Raw genomic sequence first — 20,362 nt, 5'->3', positions numbered from 1 at the left:
AGGCCACCGACATCGTCCACCAGCACTGGAACAGCTGACCCAACGCAAACTGGCCGGCACCCCGGAACACGGGGTGCCGGCCAGCGGCGTATCCGGGTCAGGCCGGGCGCAGGACGAACGTCCAGGTCGTGGTCGTCGTGCTGGCCGCCGCGCCCACCGCGGCCAGGCCGCCGTAGGTGCCGGCCGGCACGCTGCTGCCCGAGTCGGCGAGGAGGGCGGTCACCCGTCCGCCGCCGGTCTGGGAGCTGTTGCTGCGCACGTCGACGCCGGCCGGCGGGGTCAGCGCCGTGGACGCCGCGTCGCCGTGCAGCCAGTACGACACGGCCCAGCTCTGCTCGGCGGTGACCGGGGCGTACGGGGTGATGCGGGTGGCGGTGCTGGCCGGGTCGGTGGCCCGGGCGAAGACCGGCGCGCTCGGGGCGGCGCCCCGGTACGCGGCCACCACCAGGTTGCCCTTGGCCTGGCTGTCGAGGGCGACGCGTACCGCGGTTCCGGCGTCCCCGGCGGCGGCGACCTTCCACCAGGCGGTGGTGGTGGCGAAGCCACCGTCGAGCCGGTCGAGGCGGGTCCAGCCGGTGACCCCGGTGGGCTCACCGGTGCCGGTGTGGGTGTTCTGGCTGAGCAGGAGCAGCAGGGTGTCGCCCGGCTGGACGGTCGGCGGCACGGTCACCGCGTGGCTGGTCCAGTTGGCGTTCGCGGTGGCCTGGCCGACGAAGGCGATCCGCTCGGGCACCGGCGCGACGGTGACGTCGACGGTCGCCGTGCCGGTGGCACCCCGGTCGTCGGTGACCGTGAGGGTGACCGGGTAGGTGCCGGCCGCCGCGTACGTGTGCGAGGTGGTCGGCACGGAGACGGTGTCGGTGGTGGACCCGTCGCCGAAGGCCCAGTGGTGGTCCTGGATCGCGCCGTCGGCGTCGGTGGACCCGGCGGCGGAGAAGGTGCAGACCAGCCCGGAGCAGGACGGGACGAGCCGCGCCACCGGCGGCTGGTTGGCGGGGCCGCCCGAGCCCTTGAGGATCTTCACGTAGTCGATGTCACCGGCGAAGTAGTCGCAGGTGACCTCCACGCCGTCGCACTGGCTCTTGCCGCCGATGGAGAGCTGCTTGGTGTTGGCGATGGTGCCGGTCGGCCCGTTCAGCCGGCTGGTCCGCACCCCGTCGACGTACATCTCCACGTAGCTGGCCGTGCGGTTGCAGGTGACCGTGTGCCACTGCCCGTCGGAGATGGGCACGTCGGTGTAGCCGGTGCGGGAGGCGCCGTCGCCGCCCCGGAACAGGCACTTCGGCTTGCCGCCCGGGGCCTCGAACTTCCAGTAGCCGCCGACGGTCGCGCCCTGTCCCTTCTGGAGGATGTTCCCGAAGGAGTACGTGGTCCGGTAGCGGATGGTGAAGGAGAAGTCCCCGGCGTCCGGGTTGAAGTCGGTGGTGTGCGGCACCACGTTCACGTGGCCCGGGACGTACTCCTGGTCGGTGGGCAGGTGGGTGGCGAACCGGTGCCCGGTCGCGCCGGCGTAGAGCGCGCCGGTGACGACCTCCGCGCCGATGGCGCCGTTGCGGCCGTTGCCGCTGCTGTCCCTGAGCACCGTCGACCCGGCCGGCTCGTCCATGCTCCAGAACGCGACGGTCCGGGTGGCGGTCGCCTGCGCGGGCGAGGCGCCCAGCCCCACGCCGGTGGCCACGAACAGCGCGGCCACACCCAGCCGGGCGGCTGTGCGCCGCCACCGTCCCTGCCTGACTGACCGCATACGATCGCCTCCCAGCTCCACGGGCCATCACCCTGTCACGCTGCGGGCCAGCGGTTCCATAACCCGTTGGGCGGATCGGTACCAGTTCCTCCGTGTGGCCGGGCGACCGATGTGGCCAGTGGCCGGCGACCCGGCGGACCGCGGGCGGCGGCGACCGGCGGCACGATCCACCCGATGTCGGCGGTCGACGGCACGATGGCCACCACCGCCCGTACCCCTCGGAGCCGCCGTGATCCGCTACGTGACGAAGCGTTCCTGTCGCCGGTCGGTTCGGGCGGAAGAAAGAAGGCCCGCCACCGCGGGCGGTGACGAGCCTTCGTGCTGTTCGGACTGCTGGTGGGCGATACTGGGTTTGAACCAGTGACCTCTTCCGTGTCAAGGAAGCGCGCTCCCACTGCGCCAATCGCCCGGGCACCCGCCGGATCACCGGCGACGGTCGGCCTGCGAGGGGGCGGATCGCGAGCGGACGACGGGATTCGAACCCGCGACCCTCACCTTGGCAAGGTGATGCGCTACCAGCTGCGCTACGTCCGCGTTGTCACCGGCTCGCGCCGGCGACGGCTGCAACTGTACCCGATGGCAAGATCGCCGCGCGGCAGGGCCCCGGCGCGCCCCGGGCGACGATCGGGTGACCGCCGTCACGGCCTGGTGGTTGCGCCGCTCGCCCCGGGGGTACTGACTGCTGCGACAGCACAACAATCCCCCGAAGGAGGCTGTCGTGGGTATCGGAACGAGCATCTTCCTGATCGCGGTCGGCGCGATCCTCACGTTCGCGCTGAACGCCAGCGTCGGCGGGATCGACCTGGACGTCGTCGGCTGGATCCTCATGGCGGCCGGCGTCCTGGGCCTGATCATGACGTCCCTGGTGTGGGGCCGCCGCCGCCGCGAGGTGGTCACCACGGCCGAGCCGGTCGAGTACCGCCGGGTCGAGGAGCGCCGGGACGTCGCCCCGCCGCTGTGACCCGCCGGGGCCGCCGGAGCTGATCGGTCCCTGCATTGGGTGTGACGGGGGCGCCGCCGGGCGCCCCCGTTTCGCGTACCCGGTCAGCGCATCAGCTCGTTCAGCGTGCCGTAGTCGAGCGCGTCGGCCAGCGCGCCGTACGTCCCGGCGGTGAACGCCTCCTCGGCGGCCCGCCGGGCCACCGCGTACGCGGCCTCGGCGACCGCGGAGCCGAGGCTGACCCGGGCCACCCCGAGCTTCGCCAGCGCCGCCACCGGCGGGGCACCCGGCCCGGCCAGCACGTTCAGCGGCGCCGGGATGGCGGCGACCAGGGCGGCCACCGTGTCCGGGTCGACCACCCCGGGCACGAAGATCCCGTCCGCGCCGGCGGCCAGGTACGCCCCGGCCCGCGCCACGGTCTCCTCGATCCCGCCGGCCCCGCGGAGGAAGGTGTCGATGCGGGCGTTCACGTACAGCGGGATGCCGGCCCGGTCGGCGGCGGACCGGACGGCGGCCAGCCGGGCGGCCTGCTCCTCGACCGGGCGCAGGGGCGCGCCGCCGTCGTGGCGGGCGTCCTCGACGTTCACGCCGACGGCGCCGGCCGCCAGCACCGCGGCCACCGTCTCGGCGACCTCGTCGGCGCTGTCGCCGTACCCGGACTCGATGTCGGCGGTGACCGGCAGCGGCACCGCGGCGGCGACGCGGCGGACGACGTCGACGGCGGTCTCGCGGCCGAGGGCGTCGCCGTCGGGTACGCCGCGGCTCCAGGCGACGCCCGCGCTCGTGGTGGCCACGGCGCGGGCGCCGGCCGCGGCGACGATCCGGGCGCTCGCCGCGTCCCAGGCGTTGACCAGGACCAGCGGCTCGCCGGGGACGTGCAGGGATCGGAGGTGCAGGGCTCGGGTGTGCTGTTCGTTCACCCGCCCAGTCTCGGGCGGCGGCGCCGGCCGCCGTAATGTTTCAGCCCTGGCTGAAACGACGGGGGGCGGCGTGGTCGCGATCGGGTTGTCGGCGGGTGGCGTGGCCCGGGTCCGCTTCGCGCTCTCCTGTCTCTGGGAGGTGATGGCCGGCGTCCGGGTGCTCCGCGACCCGGGCCGGCACGCGCTGCACCTGCCCTGGGCCAATCGGGTCCGGCCGCGGCTGGCCGAGGCGGGGCTGCTCGACCCGGCCACCGGCCTGCTCGGGCACCTGGTCCCGCCCGCGCCGGGCTACCTGCCCGACTTCCTCACCCCGCCGCCGGCCGGCCTCACGCCGGACCTGGACCAGGAGCTGGCCGTGCTCCGCGCCACCCCGCCGGACACGGTCCGCGCCCAGCTGGACCTCTGTCCCGGGCCGCGGCCCGCGGCGGTGGCCGCCCTGTACGCCGACCCGGAGGCCGGGCTGGGCCGGCTCGCCGACGAGATCGCGGCGTACTGGCGGGTGGCCGTGGCCCGCGACTGGCCCCGGATCCGGGCGGTCCTCGACGCCGAGGTGTTCCACCGGGCCCGCCGGCTGGCCGAGGACGGCGCGGCGGGGCTGCTCAACGACCTGCACGAGCGGGTCCGCTGGGAGGGCGACGCCCTGCTGATCAGCCAGCGCCACTGCGCCGCGCCGGACGTGCCGGACGGCCGGGGGCTGGTGCTGGTGCCCTCGGTGTTCGTCTGGCCGTCGGTGCTCAGCATCGCGGCCGGCGACGTCCCGCAGCTGGCCTACCCGGCGCGGGGGATCGGTGGGCTGTGGGAGTGCCCGGCGGAGGCGCCGGACGCGCTGGGCGCGGTGCTCGGGCGGGGCCGGGCGCGGCTGCTCGCCGCGCTGGACGCGCCGCGGTCGACCACCGAGCTGGCCCGGCGCACCGGGCTGTCCCCGGCCGGGGTGTCGCAGCATCTCACCGCGTTGCGGGCGGCCGGCCTGGTGGTGACGCACCGGCAGGGGCGGTCGCTGCTGAGCAGCCGCACTGCCGTGGCCGAGGCGCTGCTGGGCGCGTCGGCGTGACGGAGAAACAGGAAAGGTCGTGTCGAATGATCGACACGACCTTCTCCGCTGGTGGGCGATACTGGGTTTGAACCAGTGACCTCTTCCGTGTCAAGGAAGCGCGCTCCCACTGCGCCAATCGCCCTCGTCAACTGCCGAGGTGGAGACGGGATTTGAACCCGTGTACACGGCTTTGCAGGCCGTTGCCTCGCCTCTCGGCCACTCCACCGAGGTTGCCCCCGACATGCGTGGCGGCAGCTCCGAGCGGACGACGGGATTCGAACCCGCGACCCTCACCTTGGCAAGGTGATGCGCTACCAGCTGCGCTACGTCCGCGTGCCCCCGGTGTTATCCGGTGACGGATGAGAACTTTAGCCGAGCCCGGGAACGGTTGCCAAATCGGGTCCCGTTCCCGGGCGCGTCCGGGTGACGGACCTCCCGTCCCGCGAAGCTTCCTAGGAGCCTGGGTGGAAAGCGATCAAGGGCGACGCAGGGCGAGGACCTGCGGATTGTCGCCCCGGACGCACTGTCCGGAAGCCGACTGTCGTGCGCCCGACCAGCGGCCTTGGTAACTCCTCGTGGTCACTCGGATGGGCTACGGTAACGGCGTGACGAGACGTGCCGCCGAGATCCGCCTGGACGCGCTGCTGCGCACGGCCTGTGAGGTGATCGCGGAACGGGGACTCGCCAACACCCGCACGGCCGACGTGGCCGAGGCCGCCGGGGTCAGCCAGGCCCTGGTCTTCTACCACTTCGCCACCAAGGACCGGCTGCTCGCGCAGGCGTTCGCCTACGCCGTCGAGCAGGATCTCCACCGGCTCGACACGGTGCTCCGCTCCAACGCCCCGCCGCTGGCCAAGCTGCGCCGGATGCTCCGCCTCTACGCCCCGACCGGCCGGTCGACCTCCTGGTCCATGTGGATCGACGGGTGGGCCGAGTCGCTGCGCACCCCCGAGCTGGAGAAGCTGTCCCGCCGGCTGGACCTGCGGTGGCGGCAGGACCTGGCCGCGGTCATCGCCGACGGGGTGGCCGACGGCACCTTCGACTGCCCCGACCCGGCCGGCGCGGCGTGGCGGATCAGCGCCGTGATGGACGGCCTCGCCGTGCAGCTCGCGGTGCACGAGCGGGTGATCACCCGCCGGCAGATCGCCGAGTGGGTCCGCCTCGTCGCGGCACGGGAGCTGGGCCTGGAGCCGGCTCAACTCGACTGAACGGGCCGGGCGCGGGCGGCACCCCGCCGCCGCAGCCGGTCCCGGGCCGGCGGGTGCACGTTGGCCAGCTCCAGGTCACCGCCGTAGTGGGCGAGCACCCGGTGGTCCATGACCCGCCGCCAGACCGGCGGCAGCAGCGCGGCGACCACCATGGTGGCGTAGCCGGCCGGCAGCTGCGGGGAGGCGTCGAAGCTGCGCAGCGTCTGGTAGCGGCGCAGCGGGTTGGCGTGGTGGTCGCTGTGCCGCTGGAGCTGGAAGAGGAAGACGTTGGTGACCGTCCGGTCGCTGTTCCAGCTGTGCCGCGGGTCGACCTTCTCGTAGCGGCCGGCGGCGGTGCGCTGCCGGGCCAGCCCGTAGTGCTCCAGGTAGTTGACCACCTCCAGCAGCGAGAAGCCGACCACCGCCTGGAGCGCGAGGAAGACCAGCACCCCGGGGCCGAAGGCGACCGCGAGCACGGCGTAGAGCAGCACGGTCATGGCCCAGGCGGTGAGCACGTCGTTGCGCCAGGTCCACGGGCTGCGGCCCCGCAGGCGCAGGCGGCTGCTCTCCAGCCGCCAGGCCGAGCGCAGGCTGCCCCAGACCGTACGCGGCCAGAACGCCCAGAACGTCTCGCCCAGCCGGGAGCTTGCCGGGTCCTCGGGGGTGGCCACCCGGGTGTGGTGCCCCCGGTTGTGCTCGACGTGGAAGTGCCCGTACCCGGTCGGCGCGAGGGCGATCCGGGACAGCCAGCGTTCCGCCGCCTCCCGCTTGTGGCCCAGCTCGTGGGCCGTGTTGATGGCGATGCCGTCGACCACCCCGATGGTGGCGACCAGGCCGGCGGCGGCCGGCCAGGAGAGCCCGCCGTGGGTCCACACGGCACAGCAGAGCACGAGGGCCGCGTACTGGGCCGGCAGGTAGAGGTAGGTGAGCCAGCGGTAGTAGCCGTCGGCCTGGAGCGCGGGCACCAGCTCCTCCGGCGGGTTCTCCCGGTCGTCGCCGATGAGCAGGTCGACCACGGGGATGACGCCGAAGACGACGGCCGGGGTGAGCCACCAGGCCCAGCCGGCGCCGGTGGTGTGCCACAGCCACCAGCCGAGGAAGGGCAGCGCGGGGACGAGCAGGGCGAGCGGCCAGAGCGGCTTGCGGGTGTCCCGCCAGGGGACGGTGTCGGTGCCCATCGTCAGCCTCCGATCCGATACTCCTGCCCAGACTGTGGCAGGCCGCCCGGCGGTTTACAAGAGGCTGATTTTTGTAAAGCGCCGTCACCAGCGCGCCCGCACCGGCGGCCGGGCGAACGCCGCTCCCGGATCCTCGGGTGCCTCGCGGGCGGGGCGCAGCAGGCGCCGCATCCGCAGCAGCAGGCCCGCACCGAGGAAGACCAGCAGCCCGCCGAGGAGGAAGGCGACCTGGACCACGCCGAAGCCGCCCGAGGTGGCGACCGGCCGGCCCGCCGCGCCGGGCGGCGGGGGTTCGACCACCGCCGCCTCGCTCGACGGCTCCTCCGCCGCCGGCTCCCCGGTGGCCGGTTCGGTCGGCTCGGCGCTGCGCTCCGTGGGCTCCGGCGTCGCCTCGGTCGGCGCGGCCGTCGCCTCCTCCCCCACCACCCGGCGGTCGGCGGTCCGCCGGGCCAGCAGGCGCAACCCCGGGTCGTACGCCTCGGCGGCGAAGCTCACCCGCCCCCGGGCCACGTCCTCGGCGAAGGCCACCCGATAGCGGGCCGTGACGGTGCGACCCGGGCACAGCAGCCCCGGGTCCAGGTCACGGTCGGTCAGCCGGGCCGTGTCCCCCTCGGTGCGCACCTCCAGCGGGAACGAGCCGTCGTCCTCGACCCGGTCCACCTTGACCTGGTCCAGCCGCAGGCCCTGCACCCGCAGCACCATCGACCAGCGCACCTTGACGCAGCCGCCCCCGTCGGTGCGGGACACCACGGCGGACAGGGTCTCGACCCGGTCGCCGGCGGTGAACTCGTCCGGCAGCCCGCTCAGCTCGGTCGAGAAGGCCGCCGCCGCTCCGGCCGGCACGGCCGCGCCGAACCCTGCCCCCGCCAGGCAGCCCAGCACCACCCCGATCCGCAGCGCGTACCGCCACCCGCTCACCACCGTCTCCTCCCGTCGGCCGCGTCCACCCCGAAACGCTAGGAGCGCCACGGGCGGCCCGGTAGACGGGCGTGTTCGCACGGACCGGCAACACCGGGACCCCTTCTCACCGAGCGTGGTGAACCGGTCACGCCCCCTCGGCGACACGCCCGGGATCGCCCGCCGGCCGCCTCCGGGCGTACGACAGAATCACCCGGTGTCCGACCTGTCCGCGGCCTTCGTCCGGCTGCACGCCCGGCTCACCCCGGTCGCCTTCGTCCCGGAGGTGCGGCTGCACCAGGCCGACGAGCCGATCGGTCTCTGGGAGCTGACCGAGGGCGAGTTCCACAGCGCCCAACCGCCGCCGTTCTGGGCGTTCGCCTGGGCCGGCGGCCAGGCCCTCGCCCGCTACGTCACCGACCACCCCGACCTGGTCGCCGGACGCCGGGTGCTCGACCTCGCCTCCGGCTCCGGCCTGGTCGCCATCGCCGCCGCCCGGTGCGGCGCGACCGCCGTCCGGGCCGTCGAGGTGGACGAGCGCGCCGTCGCGGCCGTCGCGCTCAACGCCGAGGCCAACGGGGTACGCGTCGACGCCGAACTGGGGGACATCCTGGACGGCGACGCCGGGGACGCCGAGGTGGTGCTGGCCGGTGACGTGTTCTACAGCGAGGCGATGGCCCGCCGGGTGCTGCGCTTCCTGCTCCGGGCGGCCCGGTCCGGGGCCCGGGTGCTGGTCGGCGACCCCGGCCGGGCGTTCCTGCCCCGCGAGCGCTTCCACGAGCTGGCCGCCTACGAGGTGCCGGTGCCGGAGGCGCTGGAGAGCGTACCGGTGAAGCACACCACCGTGTGGGAGCTGGACCCGGCTCCGCCCGGAGCCGCCCGCTAGCGTGACGCCGTGCTGTTCCGGGGCTGGGGCGAGGCCGTCGACGGACCGTGGCCCGACGCGGCCACCGTGGTCGACCACGTCGGCGTGCCGCACCTCGTGGTGACCCGGCACGCCCTGGTCCGGCGGCTGCTCACCGACCCGGCGACGTTCCGGCCGGACAACGCCCTCGACGCGGTGACCCCGGTCCCGGTGGCCGCGCTGCGGGTGCTCGCCGGGCACCGGTTCCGGCTGCCGCCGACGCTCGCGAACAACGCGGGGGCCAGCCACCCGGAGATCCGCGCGATCGTCGCCGACGCGCTGCACCCGGACCGGGTGGCCGCCCAGCGGCCCTGGCTGACCGGCCTGGTGCGGCAGCGGGTCACCCGGCTGGCGGCCGCCCTCGCCGCGGGCGAGCCGGTCGACCTGTACGCGGAACTCGCCGCCGACCTGCCGCTGCTGGTGCTGGCCCGGCTGGTCGAGCTGCCGGACGCCCCGGTCGGCGCGGTCAAGGACTTCGCCCGGGCCGCCCTGGAGCTGTTCTGGGCGCCGCTCGACCCCGCGCGCCAGCTCGCCCTGGCCGCCGAGGTGGGCCGGTTCCACACCGGGCTGCGCGCGTTCGCGGCCACCGGGGGCGGGCTGGCCGCCCGGCTGCGCGACGCCGGGCACTCCCCCGACGTGGTGGTCGGGGCGCTCTTCTTCCTGCTGGTCGCCGGCCAGGAGACCACCTCCCAGTTCCTCACCCTGCTGCTGCACCGGCTGGCCGGCGAACCGGCGGTGCGGGCCGGCCTGCGCGCGGGCGAGGTCGCGGTGGCCGACGTGGTCGAGGAGGGGCTGCGGCTGGAACCGCCGATCGTCACCTGGCGGCGGGTGGCCGCGGTGGACACCACCCTGGGCGAGGTCGCCGTCCCGGCCGGCACCAGCATCGTGGCCTGGCTGGCCCGGGCCGGCCGGGACCCGGCCGTGGTGGCCGCCCCCGGCGAGTTCCGGCCGGGGCAGCGCGGCTCCCGCCGGCACCTGGCCTTCGGGGCCGGCCCGCACCGGTGCGTCGGGGCGCAGCTGGCCCGCATGGAGGCGGCCGTGGTGGTGGCCGAGGCGGCGCCGCTGCTCGACGGGGTGAGCGTGGTCCGGCCGCCGTGGTGCCCGGACAACCTCACCTTCCGCATGCCCGACGCGTTCGTGGTCCGCCGGACCTGACGAAAGTCAGGGTGGGGCGGTGCCCTTCGGTGGCGGTGCGCCACCCCCTCCGCTGCCTACCGTCGGCGCATGATCACACTTCGTGCGTTGACGAAACGGTTCGGCGCGGCCACCGCGGTCGACGACCTGACCGTCGAGATAGGACCGGGGCAGGTCACCGGCTTCCTCGGCCCGAACGGCGCGGGCAAGTCCACCACCATGCGGATGGTGCTCGGGCTGGACCGGCCGACCGCCGGGCAGGCCCTGGTGAACGGCCGCCCCTACCGGGAGTTGCGGTACCCGCTCCACGAGGTCGGCGCGCTGCTCGACGCCACCGGTGTGCACCCGGCCCGCTCCGGGCGGGCGCACCTGCGGGCGATGGCCCGCAGCAACGGCATCCCGGCCCGCCGCGTCGACGAGGTGCTCGACCTGGTCGGGCTGGACGAGCGGGCCGCCGACAAGCCGGGACGCGCCCTGTCGCTGGGCATGGGCCAGCGACTCGGCATCGCCGGGGCGCTGCTCGGCGACCCGCCGGTGCTGCTGCTCGACGAGCCGGTGAACGGGCTCGACCCGGACGGGGTGCGGTGGATCCGCCGGTTCACCCGCGGCCTCGCCGACGAGGGACGGACCGTGCTCATCTCCAGCCACCTCATGAGCGAGATGCAGCAGACCGCCGACCGGGTGGTGGTGCTCGGCCGGGGCCGGCTCGTCGCCGACGCGCCGCTCGCCGACCTGATCGCCGCCCGCCCGGCCAGCTCGGTCCGGGTACGCGGACCCGAGCCGGCCGGCCTCGCGACGCTCGGGGCGCGGCTGGCCGCCGAGGGGGCGACGGTGGACCCGGACGAGGGCGGGCTGACCGTCACCGGCGTCACGGCCGACCGGGTCGGTGACCTCGCGTACGAGCTGGGGGTGCGGCTGCACGAGCTGACCCCGGTGGCCGCCTCCCTGGAGGAGGCGTTCCTGGAACTGACCGCCGGCAGCGTGGAGTACGCGGCCGGCCCGACCGGAGGCGAGACCCGATGACCGCCCTGTCCACCGTCACCCCGACCCGGCCGCCGGCCCGGCCCGCCCCGACCAGCGGCCCGTTCACCGGTGCGGTGGCCGCCGAGTGGACCAAGCTCTGGTCGGTCCGCTCCACCTGGTGGACGCTGCTGGCCGCCGTGCTCACCATGACGGCCACCGCCGGCCAGCTCGCCATCTACGCGGTGAACGCGAACACCGACGACGACCCGACCGTGAACCCCGGGATCGTCGAGGTCGGCGAGATCGTCACCGGCGCGCTGGAACTCACCCAGTACGTCGTGCTGGCCCTCGGCCTCTTCGCGATCACCAGCGAGTACGCCACCGGCACCATCCGGACGACGCTGCGCTGCACCCCGTCGCGGGGTCGGGTGCTGGCGGCCAAGGCGGTCGTGGTCGGCGCCGTGACGTTCCTGACCGGGCTGCCCGTCGGCGCGGTCGGCGCCGCGGTCGCCGGGCCGGTGCTCGGCGAGTGGGGCCGAGCCCCGCTGGGTGGCACCGTGGCCGACGTGGTCGCCTCGGCCGCGTACCTCGCGCTGCTGGGCGTGCTGGCGCTGGGCCTGGCGGCGGCGCTGCGCGGCGCGGTGCTCACCCTGACCGTGCTGTTCGCACTGCTGATGATCGTGCCGCTGTCGCTCCAGGAGCCGGGAATCACCGTGCTCACCCGGATCGCCGACGCGTTCCCCGGGGTGGCCGGCAACCACTTCCTCGCCGGTGACACCGAGCCGTACCCGGCGGCGGTCGGGCTGCTGGTGCTCGCCGGCTGGGCCGTCGCCGCGCTGGCGCTGGGCCGCTGGGCGCTGCGCCGCCGGGACGCCTGAGCGGGGCGGGGCTGGTCAGCCGGTAGGCGGGACCAGCCCCGCCTCGTACGCGAGGATCGCCGCCTGCACCCGGTTGCGCACGTCCAGCCGGGTGAAGATGCTGGTCAGGTAGCTCTTCACGGTGCCCTCGACGAGGTGCAGCCGGCGGGCGATCTCGGCGTTGGACAGCCCCGCCCCGACCAGGGCGAGCACCTCCCGCTCCCGGTCGGTGAGCCCCGCCAGCCGGTCCCGCGCGTACGGGCCGCGGGCCAGCCGGCCGCCGCTGAGCGCGATGACCCGGCGCGCCACCCGCGGCGACAGGTACGCGCCGCCGTCGGCCACCGCCCGCAGGCCGGCGAGCAGCTCCCGCGGGTCGCCGGACTTGAGCAGGAATCCGCTCGCACCGTGACCGAGCGCCCGGGCGATCAGGTCGTCGTCGCCGAACGTGGTGAGCATGACCGTGGCGGTCTCCGGCACCAGCCGCCGGATCTCCGCCGCCGCGGCCAGCCCGTCCTGCCGGGGCATCCGGACGTCCAGCAGCGCCACCCGGGGCCGGTGCGCCCGGACCAGTTCCACGGCGGCGTGGCCGTCGCCGGCCTCGCCGACCACCTCGATGCCCGGGTCGGCGGCCAGGATGGCCCGCACCCCGGCGCGCACCATCGCCTCGTCGTCGGCGAGCACCACCCGCAGGGGCCGCCCGTGGTCGTCGCTCACTGCGCGATCCGCTCCTTGCTGACCAGCCGGCCGTCGGTGAAGCAGAGCCGCCAGGTCGGCTCCGCGAACGGGAAGTTCCCGTCGGTGTAGTACTCGCAGCCGGCTGTCGCGCCCTCGGCCGGCGGGTCGGCCTGCCGGCGGGGCAGCCCGAGGGCGTCCCGCTCCTCGCCGAGGCGCAGTCGCTCGTAGCCGGACCGGTCGAGGACCGCGCCGGCCGTGGCGAGCGGGTAGTAGACCAGCGCGAGCACCAGGGCGAGGCCGGCCGGGGCGCCGAACGCCACCAGCAGGCTGCGCCGGGCCCGCCGCCGGGCCTCCCGCAGCCGCCGCGCCGCCTCCCCGGGGCGGCCGTCCGCGGTCCCACCGGGCCGCGGACCGCCGGGGCCGTCCTCGGGCCCGCCGGACCACGGCACCCTCCGGGCCGGGTCGTCCGCCGGCTCGTCCCCGACCGCCACCCGGCCCGGCTCGTGATCCATCGCCGCCCGGACCGGCGCGGTCCCGACCACTGCCCGGATCGGCCGGTGACCGGCCGGCGCCGGGCTGGGGTCGTGACCGGCCGGCGCCGGGCCCGGGTCGTGACCGGCCGGCGCCGGGCTGGGGTCGTGACCGGCCGGCGCCGCGGCGGTGGTGATCGGCAGGCGTGCCGTGACGGCGAACCCGGCGTCCCGGGGGCCGGCGTCGAGCACGCCCCCGGCCAGGCGGACCCGCTCGCGCAGAGCCAGCAGCCCCGAGCCGTGCGACGCCGGCCCCGGCAGCGGTCCGGCCGGCGGCCGCCCGTTGACGACCGACACCGCCACCTCCCCGCCGGCCCGGTCGACGGTGACGGTCAGCGGGGCGCCCGGGGCGTACCGGGCGGCGTTGGTCAACGCCTCGCGGACCACCCGGTGCACGGCGTGCGCGACCAGCGGCGGCAGGTCGCCGCCGTCCGGGTCGGCGCGCAGCTCCACCGCCATCCCGGCGTCGCGCGCGCCGTCGACCAGCTCCGCCACCGTCTCGCCGGCCGGCCGCAGCGACCCGGACCGCTCCTCCCGCAGCACGCCGATGATGTCGTGCAGCCGCTCGGTGGCGGCGGACACGCTGGCCCGCAGCTCCCCGGCCGCGCTCCGGTGGGCGGGCGGCAGGTCGGCGGCCAGTTCCAGCGCGGCGGCGCGCAGCGCGATGAGGCTCAGGTCGTGCCCCAGCGAGTCGTGCATGTCCTGCGCGATCCGGGCCCGCTCACGCAGCCGTACCCGCTCCACGGCGGCCCGCCGCTCCCGCTCCTCGGCCTCGGCGTGCCGCTCCCCGGCCTCGGCGAGCGCCCGCTGCTGCCGGCGCAGCCGCCCCAGCAGCCAGGGGAAGACCCCGGCGAACAGCAGCACCGAGGCCAGCAGGAACCAGGTGCCCGGGTTGGTGCCGAACAGCCCGAGGTTGAGCGCCGTGCCGGCCACCGCGATGGCGCCGAAGACGGCGGCCACCCGGCCGGCGCCGGCACTGCGCCGGCCGGCCAGGTAGCTGAACACCGGGATGCCGAAGACGAAGTTGCCGTCGACGAGCGAGCCGAGCACCACGGCCAGCAGCGCCGCGAGGGGCCAGCGACGGCCGAACGCCACCGCGAGGCCGAGCAGCGCCAGCGAGGCGGCCAGCAGCGGCGCGGCGTGGCGCGGCCAGGGCGGGGTCAGCCCGGCGTACGCCACCGGGGCGGCGAGCACGGCCCAGAGCAGCAGGTCACCGGCCCGGCGCCGGCCGGACGGCGGGGTTCGCGGCGCTTCCACGGCGGCCAGGCTACCCACGGCCGGCCGGGCCGCACACCGACGAAAGTCAGGTGCTCAGCTGATCTCCTCGGCCCAGGCGCGCCAGTCGTCGAGCACGCCGTAGAGGGCCGGGGTGAGCCAGCCCGGCGCGGACCGCCGGAACACGCCCGGATCCATCCCGCCGGCGCCCATCGGCACCGCGCCCAGCAGGTTCGGCACCAGGTCGGACAGGTTCAGCCAGTGCACCAGCTCCGGTTCGCCCGGCCAGGCGCCGATCACCACGCCGGCCGGGACGGCCCGCCGTTCCAGCGCCTCCAGGGTGAGCGCCGTGTGGTTGAGGGTGCCCAGCCCGGCGCGAGCCACCACCACGGCCGGGGCGCCCAGCGACACGGCCAGGTCGGCCACCGTCCAGGGCTCGCCCGACGGGCGCAGCCCCATGGGTACGAGCAGCCCGCCGGCCCCCTCGACGAGCACCAGGTCGTGCTTGTCGGTCTCCTCGCGGATGGCGTCGACCGCGGCGTAGAGCTCCAGCGGCTCCAGCTCGGCGACCCGGGCCGCGGCGAGCGGGGCGAGCGGGTCCGGGTAGCTGGCCAGGGTGCGGCCGGTGAGCGGGGCGGCGAGCCGGGTCACCGAGTCGACGTCGCCGGGCTCGCCGGTGGCCGTACCCGTCTGGCCGGGCTTGACCACCGCGACCCGCAGCCCGGCGGCCTGCGCGGCGGCGGCGATCGCCGCGGTCACCACGGTCTTGCCCACCTCGGTGTCCGTGCCGGTCACCAGCACCGGCCCGGTCCAGCCGTTGCCGTTCGTCATGAGCCGTCCTCCGTTCGCGACTGCGGGGCTCGCAAACCCGGCTCACTCCTCGCGCTCACGGTGCACACGCCACGATCACGTCCAGCGCCCGTTCGAAGTCGGTCCGGTCGACGCCCGCGCTGATGGTCAGCCGGAGCCGGGACCGACTGTCCGGGGTGGACGGCGGCCGGAAGCAGCCCACCGCGACGCCCCGGTCCCGGCAGTCGGCCGCCCAGGCGGTCGCCGCTTCGGGGCCGGGAGCGGTCACCGAGACCACCGCCCCGTCGGGCGCGGAGACCTCCAGGCCCGCCCCGCCCAGCCGGCGCACCGCGAGGGCGGCCCGCTCGGCCAGCTCGGCGCGCAGGGCGTCGCCGGAGCGGGCCAGCCGCACCGCGGCGCGTACCCCGGCCACCACGGCGGGCGGCGGCGCCGTGTCGAAGATGAAGGTGCGGCCGGTCTCCACCAGGTGCCGGACGAACTCGGCCGGCCCGGCCACCACCCCACCGGCGCCGCCGAGCGCCTTGGACAGGGTCGCCGTCACCACCACGTCCGGCTCGCCGGCCAGCCCGGCCGCGGCCACCCCGCCGGCCCCGGCCGGCCCGGTGACGCCGAGCGCGTGCGCGTCGTCGACAAGCAACAGCGCGCCGTGCCGGCGGGCCACGGCGTGCAGCGCCGCGAGGGGGGCCAGGTCGCCGTCGACGGAGAACACCGACTCGGTCACCACCACCGCCGGGCGGCCCGGGGCGGCGGCCAGCGCGGCGGCCACCGCCTCGACGTCGGCGTGCGGGGTGACGATCGTCTCGGCGCCGGAGATCCGGCAGCCGTCGATCAGCGAGGCGTGGTTGTGGGCGTCGGAGACGAGCAGGGTACGCGGCTGCACCAGGCCCCGGACGGCGGCGAGGTTGGCCAGGTAGCCGGAGGAGAACACCAGTGCCCGGTCGACGCCGAGCCAGCCGGCCAGGTCGTCCTCGAGGGCGTGGTGCAGATCCGTGGAGCCGCGCACCAGCCGCGACCCGGTGGCGCCCAGCCCGTACGCCGACAGCGCCCGCCCGGCGGCGGCCGTGACCTCCGGGTGGGTGGCCAGGCCGAGGTAGTCGTTGCCGGCCAGGTCGACCACGGCGTCGGCGGCGGCGCGCGGGCGCAGGGTGCGGGTGAGCCCCGCCTTGGCCCGCAGCTCGGCGCGGCGGTCCAGGGCCGCCAGCCAGTCCGCCACTGTCACGTTCCTTCCCCAGACCCGCCGCCCACCGGGCGCTTCCGCGGGGCGAAGTTACCACCCGGCCGGAGAGCCCCGGCGTGGCGCTGTCCGGCTCGCCGGGCCTGCTCGCGGGGGCCCGACGCGGCCGTTTCCCGGGCTCGGGGCGGCCTTGTAGGGTACGAGCCATGCCAGAGATCCTCGACCAGGCCCGGACCCAGGTGCTGGAGAACGGCGTCGGCCTCGACGAGGCCGGCGTCCTCGCCGTGCTGAACCTGCCCGACGAGCACCTGCCCGCCGCCCTCCAGCTCGCCCACGAGGTGCGGATGCGCTGGTGCGGCCCGGAGGTCGAGGTCGAGGGCATCGTCTCGCTGAAGACCGGCGGCTGCCCGGAGGACTGCCACTTCTGCTCGCAGTCCGGCCTGTTCACCTCGCCGGTCCGCTCGGTCTGGCTGGACATCCCCGCGCTGGTCGAGGCCGCGAAGCAGACCGCGGCGACCGGGGCGACCGAGTTCTGCATCGTGGCCGCCGTGCGCGGCCCGGACGCGCGGCTCATGAAGCAGATGCGCGAGGGTGTGGCGGCCATCAAGGCGGAGGTCGACATCCAGGTCGCCGCGTCGCTCGGCATGCTCACCCAGGAGCAGGTCGACGAGCTGGTCGAGATGGGCGTGCACCGCTACAACCACAACCTGGAGACCTGCCGCTCCTACTTCCCGAACGTGGTCACCACGCACTCCTGGGAGGAGCGCTGGGGGACGTTGAAGATGGTCCGCGAGTCCGGCATGGAGGTCTGCTGCGGCGGCATCCTCGGCCTGGGCGAGACCGTGGAGCAGCGCGCCGAGTTCGCCGCGCAGCTCGCCGAGCTGGACCCGCACGAGGTGCCGCTGAACTTCCTGAACCCTCGCCCGGGCACCCCGCTCGCCGACCGCCCCGTGGTCGAGGGCAAGGACGCGCTGCGCGCCATCGCCGCGTTCCGGCTGGCCATGCCGCGCACCATCCTCCGCTACGCGGGCGGCCGGGAGCTGACCCTCGGCGACCTGGGCACCCGGGACGGCCTGCTCGGCGGCATCAACGCGGTGATCGTCGGCAACTACCTGACCACGCTGGGCCGGCCGGCGACCGCCGACCTGCAGCTGCTGGACGACCTGAAGATGCCGGTGAAGGCGCTCTCCGCCACCCTGTGAGGACGACGTGACCGAGCTTGTCGAGCCCGCGCCGCCGGCCGAACCCGCCGCCGGCCCGCTTCGCCACCGCGGTGCGGGACATGCGGGCGAGCAGCAGGAGCCCACCGCGGCGCCACGCTGGTGCGACCGCTGCGGCGAGTCCGTGGCGGCGGGCCCGCACGAGGCGTGCGCGGCGGCCCGGGCGCTGGAGCCGCCGCGCTGGTGCGCGCACTGCCGGCGGCGGATGAAGGTGCAGGTCGTGCCGACCGGCTGGTCGGCGGTCTGCGTCGAGCACGGCGAGATCCGGGGCTGACCGTGCTGCGGGGGCGGGTGGTGACCTTGCGGCCGGCGACCGACGCCGACGTGCCGGCCCTCGCGGCGATCCGGGCCGCCCCGGAGGTCCGCCACTGGTGGCGGGGCGGGGACGACCTCGCCGAGTCGGTCCGCGCCGACCTGGCCGACGGCGACGTCACCACCTACGCGATCGAGCACGACGGCCGGCTGATCGGCGCCATCCAGTGGTACGCCGAGACCGACCCCGACTACCGCCACGCCAGCCTCGACATCTTCCTCGACCCGGCGGCCCGCGGCGCCGGCCTCGGCGGGGACGCCATCCGCACGCTGGTCCGGCACCTCGTCGACGAGTACGGCCACCACCGGTTCACCATCGACCCGGCGGCGGCCAACACCGCGGCGATCCGTGCGTACGCGAAGGTGGGGTTCCGGCCGGTCGGCATCATGCGCCGCTATGAGCGGGGCGCGGACGGCCGCTGGCACGACGCCCTGCTCATGGACCTGCTCGCCGACGAACTGGCCGACTGAGCCAGCCGGGAGCATCCCGCTCAGCGGGTCCGGATCCAGTACCGCCGGGAACGGCCCAGCTCGGTGTCCCGCACGTCCTCGAGCACGCCACCGTGCCGCTCGATGGTCCGCGCCGAAGCGGTGTTGTCGACGTCGCAGGTGACCAGGACGGGGTCGATGCCCCGCCGGGCCGCCTCGGCGATCGCCTCGCCGAGCGCGAAGGTCGCCAGCCCGCGTCGGCGGGCCGTGGGCCGCACCCCGTAGCCGATGTGGCCGCCGGCCTGCAGCAGGAAGTCGTTGAGGCGCAGCCGCAGGCTGACGGCGCCGAGCACCTCGTCGTCCTCGACGATCCACCAGTAGAGCGCCGGGACGAGCCCCGCCGGCAGCCGGGACTCGTCCGTTCCGTCCTGGAGTTGGCGTACCCAGGTCGCGAAGCCCTCCGGCGAGTCGACGTCGTCGCTCGGCTTGAGTCCGCTGCCGTCCTGGTGGACGCCCCGCCCCCAGTCGTCCCTGGCGGCCAGCCAGGACCGGTGCAGGCGGGCGGTCGGTGTGATCAGCTCTGGCATCCGGGCAGGCTAGCGGCGTGATCCGTGGCTCGGCCACCGAGTTCCGGGCCGTCAGCGGTCCCAGCGCAGGTGCCCGTCGGGGAGGCGGCGGGCGCCCTCGGCGGGGCGGTGCGGGCTGAGCCGGCCGTCAGGCATGAGGTGCGCGACGGGCACCCCGCGACCGAGCACCGCCACGTCGGCGACGAGCCGCCGGTGGCAGCGCCACCAGACGCTCTCGCTGCACATCACGGCGGTGGTCCGGCGTTCCGCGTCGGCGAGCACCTCGTCCAGGGCCGCGTCGAACTCCGGCGTGCGGGTGTGGGCGGCGTACGCCCGGAACGCCGGCACGGTCCACCAGGTGTCCGGCTCCGGCTCCCCGGCCGGCACGTGCCGGCGGCCGCCGAGCCGGGGCTCCCACCGGTAGTCGACACCCCGCTCCGGCAGCCAGCGTTCGAGCTCCTCCCGCCGCACGTCCGGGTTGGTCCGGCTGGCCGGGTAGCGCCGCACGTCCACGACGAGCGCCACCCCGGCGCCCGCCAGCAACTCCCCCAACCGTTCCCGGTCGGCGGCCCCGTGCCCCACCGTCACCAACACGCCCCCAGGTTCCCCCGAATCTTGGACACTTACCGTTCGAGCCAAACGGTAAGTCGCCAAGATTCACTCCCCGGACCGCCAACCGGCCGAGTGGAGGGCGCGGCGGAGGGTGGCGGCGACCTCGTCGGGATGTGCGCGGACCAGCCAGGCGGGGAAGCGGAGGATCCGGTCGCCGGTGGTCCAGACGTCGTTCTGCCGGCGCATGTCGTCGGCCCAGTGCCGGGCGTCCATGTGGTGCGCCCCGTCGACCTCCACGTGCAGCCGCCACTCCCGCCAGTAGGCGTCCAGCCAGCGCCGCCGGCCCGCCGCGTCCCGGCGGTGGTGCTGGAGGTCGGGGCGGGGCAGCCGGTGCCGCCGGCACAGCGCCAGCAGGTCCAACTCGGACAGGGCCTCCGCCCCGCCCGCCAGGTCGGCCACGGTGCGCCGGATCAGGCCGCGACGGGGGATCCGGGGCAGGACGTCGAGCACGGCGGACAGTTCCGCCGGCAGCACCCGCCGTTGCTGGCAGGCCGAAGCCAGTACGAGCTGTGCCTCCTCGATGCCCCGTGCCCAAGCGGCGGCGTCCACCACGGCCCGGGCGGTCGTCGTCCGGGGTGGCCGGGCGAGCTGGAGGTGCGCTCCGGGCAGCACCGCCGTGCGGCGCAGCACGACCGCGGGCATGTCGATCGGCAGCCGGCGCAGCAGTGTCGCGGCCTGCCGCTCCGCCGGCACGAGGACGTGCAGGGGCTCCGCCCGCAGCCCTCGCACACCGGCCTCGGCGGCGGCAGTGGCCCCGGCCAGCACCGCACCCGGTCCGGCAGCCAGCACGGCGAGCCACAGCTGCTGGTCGCGGGTCAGCAGGCCGTTGCCGGTGAGGAGAATCCCTCGGCACAGCGACCGCCAGCGCCCGGAACGGACGAGCCCGCGCACCGTGCCCTCGCTCAGCAGCCGGGTCGCCTGCGCCGTGGTCACCACCCCCGCCTGCGCGAACGCCGCCCACTCCACCGCCCGCGCGCGGTCCCTCGACAGAGCCCTCACCCGCCCGACTCTGCCCCCGATCCCACCCTCGCTTTGCCCCGTCCACAGGCCAGAGACGGATCT

Annotated in this window: 21 protein-coding genes and 5 tRNA genes; 10 read left to right on the top strand and 16 right to left on the bottom strand. The window is 75.8% G+C overall.

Going from position 1 to position 20,362, the window contains the following annotated elements:
• Window positions 1-97 precede the first annotated feature (97 nt).
• The 3 genes from ACZ6PY_RS24055 to ACZ6PY_RS24045 form a co-directional block, all read right to left on the bottom strand.
• On the bottom strand, window positions 98-1,744 hold the full coding sequence (locus ACZ6PY_RS24055; protein WP_466075197.1) for a PKD domain-containing protein: 1,647 nt from the start codon (window positions 1,742-1,744) through the stop codon (window positions 98-100).
• Window positions 1,745-2,078: 334 nt separating this feature from the next.
• Window positions 2,079-2,153 (bottom strand) — tRNA-Val (locus ACZ6PY_RS24050).
• A 52-nt stretch (window positions 2,154-2,205) separates the two neighbouring features.
• Window positions 2,206-2,278, bottom strand: a tRNA-Gly gene (locus ACZ6PY_RS24045).
• Window positions 2,279-2,462: 184 nt separating this feature from the next.
• On the opposite strand from ACZ6PY_RS24045, the gene ACZ6PY_RS24040 reads away from it, so the two are divergent.
• A complete protein-coding gene (locus tag ACZ6PY_RS24040) occupies window positions 2,463-2,705 on the top strand; it encodes a DUF6458 family protein (protein WP_466075193.1) in 243 nt (80 codons plus the stop codon).
• A gap of 83 nt (window positions 2,706-2,788) precedes the next feature.
• Here the strand turns inward: ACZ6PY_RS24040 and ACZ6PY_RS24035 are convergent, their stop codons facing one another.
• Window positions 2,789-3,604, bottom strand: a complete 816-nt coding sequence (locus tag ACZ6PY_RS24035) for an isocitrate lyase/PEP mutase family protein (protein WP_466075190.1) — start codon at window positions 3,602-3,604, stop codon at window positions 2,789-2,791.
• Window positions 3,605-3,674: 70 nt separating this feature from the next.
• On the opposite strand from ACZ6PY_RS24035, the gene ACZ6PY_RS24030 reads away from it, so the two are divergent.
• Window positions 3,675-4,655: an ArsR/SmtB family transcription factor gene (locus tag ACZ6PY_RS24030; protein ID WP_466075186.1), complete on the top strand. Its 981-nt coding sequence runs from the start codon at window positions 3,675-3,677 to the stop codon at window positions 4,653-4,655.
• Between the two features lie 49 nt (window positions 4,656-4,704).
• Here the strand turns inward: ACZ6PY_RS24030 and ACZ6PY_RS24025 are convergent.
• The 3 genes from ACZ6PY_RS24025 to ACZ6PY_RS24015 form a co-directional block, all read right to left on the bottom strand.
• Window positions 4,705-4,779 (bottom strand) — tRNA-Val (locus ACZ6PY_RS24025).
• 13 nt (window positions 4,780-4,792) lie between these two features.
• Window positions 4,793-4,863, bottom strand: a tRNA-Cys gene (locus ACZ6PY_RS24020).
• A 34-nt stretch (window positions 4,864-4,897) separates the two neighbouring features.
• Window positions 4,898-4,970 (bottom strand) — tRNA-Gly (locus ACZ6PY_RS24015).
• A 272-nt stretch (window positions 4,971-5,242) separates the two neighbouring features.
• On the opposite strand from ACZ6PY_RS24015, the gene ACZ6PY_RS24010 reads away from it, so the two are divergent.
• The gene (locus ACZ6PY_RS24010; protein ID WP_466075183.1) at window positions 5,243-5,845 is read left to right on the top strand and encodes a TetR/AcrR family transcriptional regulator; all 603 of its coding nucleotides are present in this window, start codon (window positions 5,243-5,245) and stop codon (window positions 5,843-5,845) included.
• On the opposite strand, the gene ACZ6PY_RS24005 is transcribed toward ACZ6PY_RS24010, so the two are convergent.
• Both ACZ6PY_RS24005 and ACZ6PY_RS24000 read right to left on the bottom strand, forming a co-directional pair.
• The gene (locus tag ACZ6PY_RS24005; RefSeq protein ID WP_466075181.1) at window positions 5,833-7,002 is read right to left on the bottom strand and encodes an alkane 1-monooxygenase; all 1,170 of its coding nucleotides are present in this window, start codon (window positions 7,000-7,002) and stop codon (window positions 5,833-5,835) included. The genes ACZ6PY_RS24010 and ACZ6PY_RS24005 overlap by 13 nt on opposite strands.
• A gap of 84 nt (window positions 7,003-7,086) precedes the next feature.
• Entirely contained in the window at window positions 7,087-7,920 is an 834-nt protein-coding gene (locus tag ACZ6PY_RS24000) for a hypothetical protein (protein WP_466075178.1), read from the bottom strand.
• Window positions 7,921-8,116: 196 nt separating this feature from the next.
• Between ACZ6PY_RS24000 and ACZ6PY_RS23995 the strand changes: the two genes are divergently transcribed.
• From ACZ6PY_RS23995 to ACZ6PY_RS23980, 4 genes are all read left to right on the top strand, one after another.
• Window positions 8,117-8,785, top strand: a complete 669-nt coding sequence (locus tag ACZ6PY_RS23995) for a class I SAM-dependent methyltransferase (RefSeq protein WP_466075176.1) — start codon at window positions 8,117-8,119, stop codon at window positions 8,783-8,785.
• 9 nt (window positions 8,786-8,794) lie between these two features.
• Entirely contained in the window at window positions 8,795-9,958 is a 1,164-nt protein-coding gene (locus ACZ6PY_RS23990; RefSeq protein WP_466075174.1) for a cytochrome P450, read from the top strand.
• Window positions 9,959-10,027: 69 nt separating this feature from the next.
• Entirely contained in the window at window positions 10,028-10,960 is a 933-nt protein-coding gene (locus tag ACZ6PY_RS23985) for an ABC transporter ATP-binding protein (RefSeq protein ID WP_466075172.1), read from the top strand.
• On the top strand, window positions 10,957-11,778 hold the full coding sequence (locus ACZ6PY_RS23980; RefSeq protein WP_466075170.1) for an ABC transporter permease: 822 nt from the start codon (window positions 10,957-10,959) through the stop codon (window positions 11,776-11,778). Before ACZ6PY_RS23985 ends, ACZ6PY_RS23980 begins: the two co-directional genes overlap by 4 nt.
• A gap of 15 nt (window positions 11,779-11,793) precedes the next feature.
• On the opposite strand, the gene ACZ6PY_RS23975 is transcribed toward ACZ6PY_RS23980, so the two are convergent.
• From ACZ6PY_RS23975 to ACZ6PY_RS23960, 4 genes are read right to left on the bottom strand one after another with little or no spacing between them, the layout of a single operon-like run.
• Window positions 11,794-12,471 carry a response regulator gene (locus ACZ6PY_RS23975; protein WP_466075168.1) on the bottom strand — a complete coding sequence of 226 codons (678 nt, stop codon included), beginning with the start codon at window positions 12,469-12,471 and terminating at the stop codon, window positions 11,794-11,796.
• Window positions 12,468-14,219, bottom strand: a complete 1,752-nt coding sequence (locus ACZ6PY_RS23970) for a sensor histidine kinase (protein ID WP_466075166.1) — start codon at window positions 14,217-14,219, stop codon at window positions 12,468-12,470. Before ACZ6PY_RS23970 ends, ACZ6PY_RS23975 begins: the two co-directional genes overlap by 4 nt.
• Before the next feature lie 54 nt (window positions 14,220-14,273).
• Window positions 14,274-15,008 (bottom strand): dethiobiotin synthase, encoded by a 735-nt coding sequence (bioD, locus tag ACZ6PY_RS23965; protein WP_466075164.1) that lies wholly within the window; start codon window positions 15,006-15,008, stop codon window positions 14,274-14,276.
• A gap of 55 nt (window positions 15,009-15,063) precedes the next feature.
• Window positions 15,064-16,200, bottom strand: a complete 1,137-nt coding sequence (locus tag ACZ6PY_RS23960) for an 8-amino-7-oxononanoate synthase (RefSeq protein ID WP_466075161.1) — start codon at window positions 16,198-16,200, stop codon at window positions 15,064-15,066.
• A 167-nt stretch (window positions 16,201-16,367) separates the two neighbouring features.
• Here ACZ6PY_RS23960 and bioB point away from each other — a divergent pair, with 167 nt between their 5' ends.
• From bioB to ACZ6PY_RS23945, 3 genes are read left to right on the top strand one after another with little or no spacing between them, the layout of a single operon-like run.
• Window positions 16,368-17,363: a biotin synthase BioB gene (bioB, locus tag ACZ6PY_RS23955; RefSeq protein WP_466075159.1), complete on the top strand. Its 996-nt coding sequence runs from the start codon at window positions 16,368-16,370 to the stop codon at window positions 17,361-17,363.
• A 7-nt stretch (window positions 17,364-17,370) separates the two neighbouring features.
• Window positions 17,371-17,655 (top strand): biotin synthase auxiliary protein BsaP, encoded by a 285-nt coding sequence (gene bsaP / locus ACZ6PY_RS23950; protein ID WP_466075157.1) that lies wholly within the window; start codon window positions 17,371-17,373, stop codon window positions 17,653-17,655.
• A gap of 2 nt (window positions 17,656-17,657) precedes the next feature.
• Entirely contained in the window at window positions 17,658-18,164 is a 507-nt protein-coding gene (locus ACZ6PY_RS23945) for a GNAT family N-acetyltransferase (RefSeq protein ID WP_466075155.1), read from the top strand.
• 20 nt (window positions 18,165-18,184) lie between these two features.
• Here ACZ6PY_RS23945 and ACZ6PY_RS23940 read toward each other — a convergent pair whose 3' ends face one another.
• The 3 genes from ACZ6PY_RS23940 to ACZ6PY_RS23930 all read right to left on the bottom strand — a co-directional run bounded on the left by ACZ6PY_RS23940 (window position 18,185) and on the right by ACZ6PY_RS23930 (window position 20,299).
• The gene (locus tag ACZ6PY_RS23940; protein ID WP_466075153.1) at window positions 18,185-18,709 is read right to left on the bottom strand and encodes a GNAT family N-acetyltransferase; all 525 of its coding nucleotides are present in this window, start codon (window positions 18,707-18,709) and stop codon (window positions 18,185-18,187) included.
• Window positions 18,710-18,760: 51 nt separating this feature from the next.
• Complete coding sequence (locus tag ACZ6PY_RS23935) at window positions 18,761-19,282, bottom strand: DUF488 domain-containing protein (RefSeq protein WP_466075151.1); 522 nt, start codon at window positions 19,280-19,282, stop codon at window positions 18,761-18,763.
• A 63-nt stretch (window positions 19,283-19,345) separates the two neighbouring features.
• Window positions 19,346-20,299: an endonuclease domain-containing protein gene (locus ACZ6PY_RS23930; RefSeq protein WP_466075149.1), complete on the bottom strand. Its 954-nt coding sequence runs from the start codon at window positions 20,297-20,299 to the stop codon at window positions 19,346-19,348.
• Window positions 20,300-20,362: the final 63 nt, after the last annotated feature.

This window comes from Micromonospora sp. NPDC048907, assembly GCF_055586885.1.
The sequence above is the reverse complement of the archived record's forward strand: the minus strand, read 5'-3'. Positions and strand labels throughout refer to the sequence as shown.

Bases quoted from the DNA above. Each gene is read 5' to 3' on its own strand.
- ACZ6PY_RS24055 (WP_466075197.1), bottom strand. From the start codon at position 1,744: ATGCGGTCAGTCAGGCAGGGACGGTGGCGGCGCACAGCCGCCCGGCTG.
- ACZ6PY_RS24005 (WP_466075181.1), bottom strand. From the start codon at position 7,002: ATGGGCACCGACACCGTCCCCTGGCGGGACACCCGCAAGCCGCTCTGG.
- ACZ6PY_RS23985 (WP_466075172.1), top strand. From the start codon at position 10,028: ATGATCACACTTCGTGCGTTGACGAAACGGTTCGGCGCGGCCACCGCG.
- ACZ6PY_RS23980 (WP_466075170.1), top strand. From the start codon at position 10,957: ATGACCGCCCTGTCCACCGTCACCCCGACCCGGCCGCCGGCCCGGCCC.
- bioD (WP_466075164.1), bottom strand. From the start codon at position 15,008: ATGACGAACGGCAACGGCTGGACCGGGCCGGTGCTGGTGACCGGCACG.
- bioB (WP_466075159.1), top strand. From the start codon at position 16,368: ATGCCAGAGATCCTCGACCAGGCCCGGACCCAGGTGCTGGAGAACGGC.
- ACZ6PY_RS23940 (WP_466075153.1), bottom strand. From the start codon at position 18,709: ATGCCAGAGCTGATCACACCGACCGCCCGCCTGCACCGGTCCTGGCTG.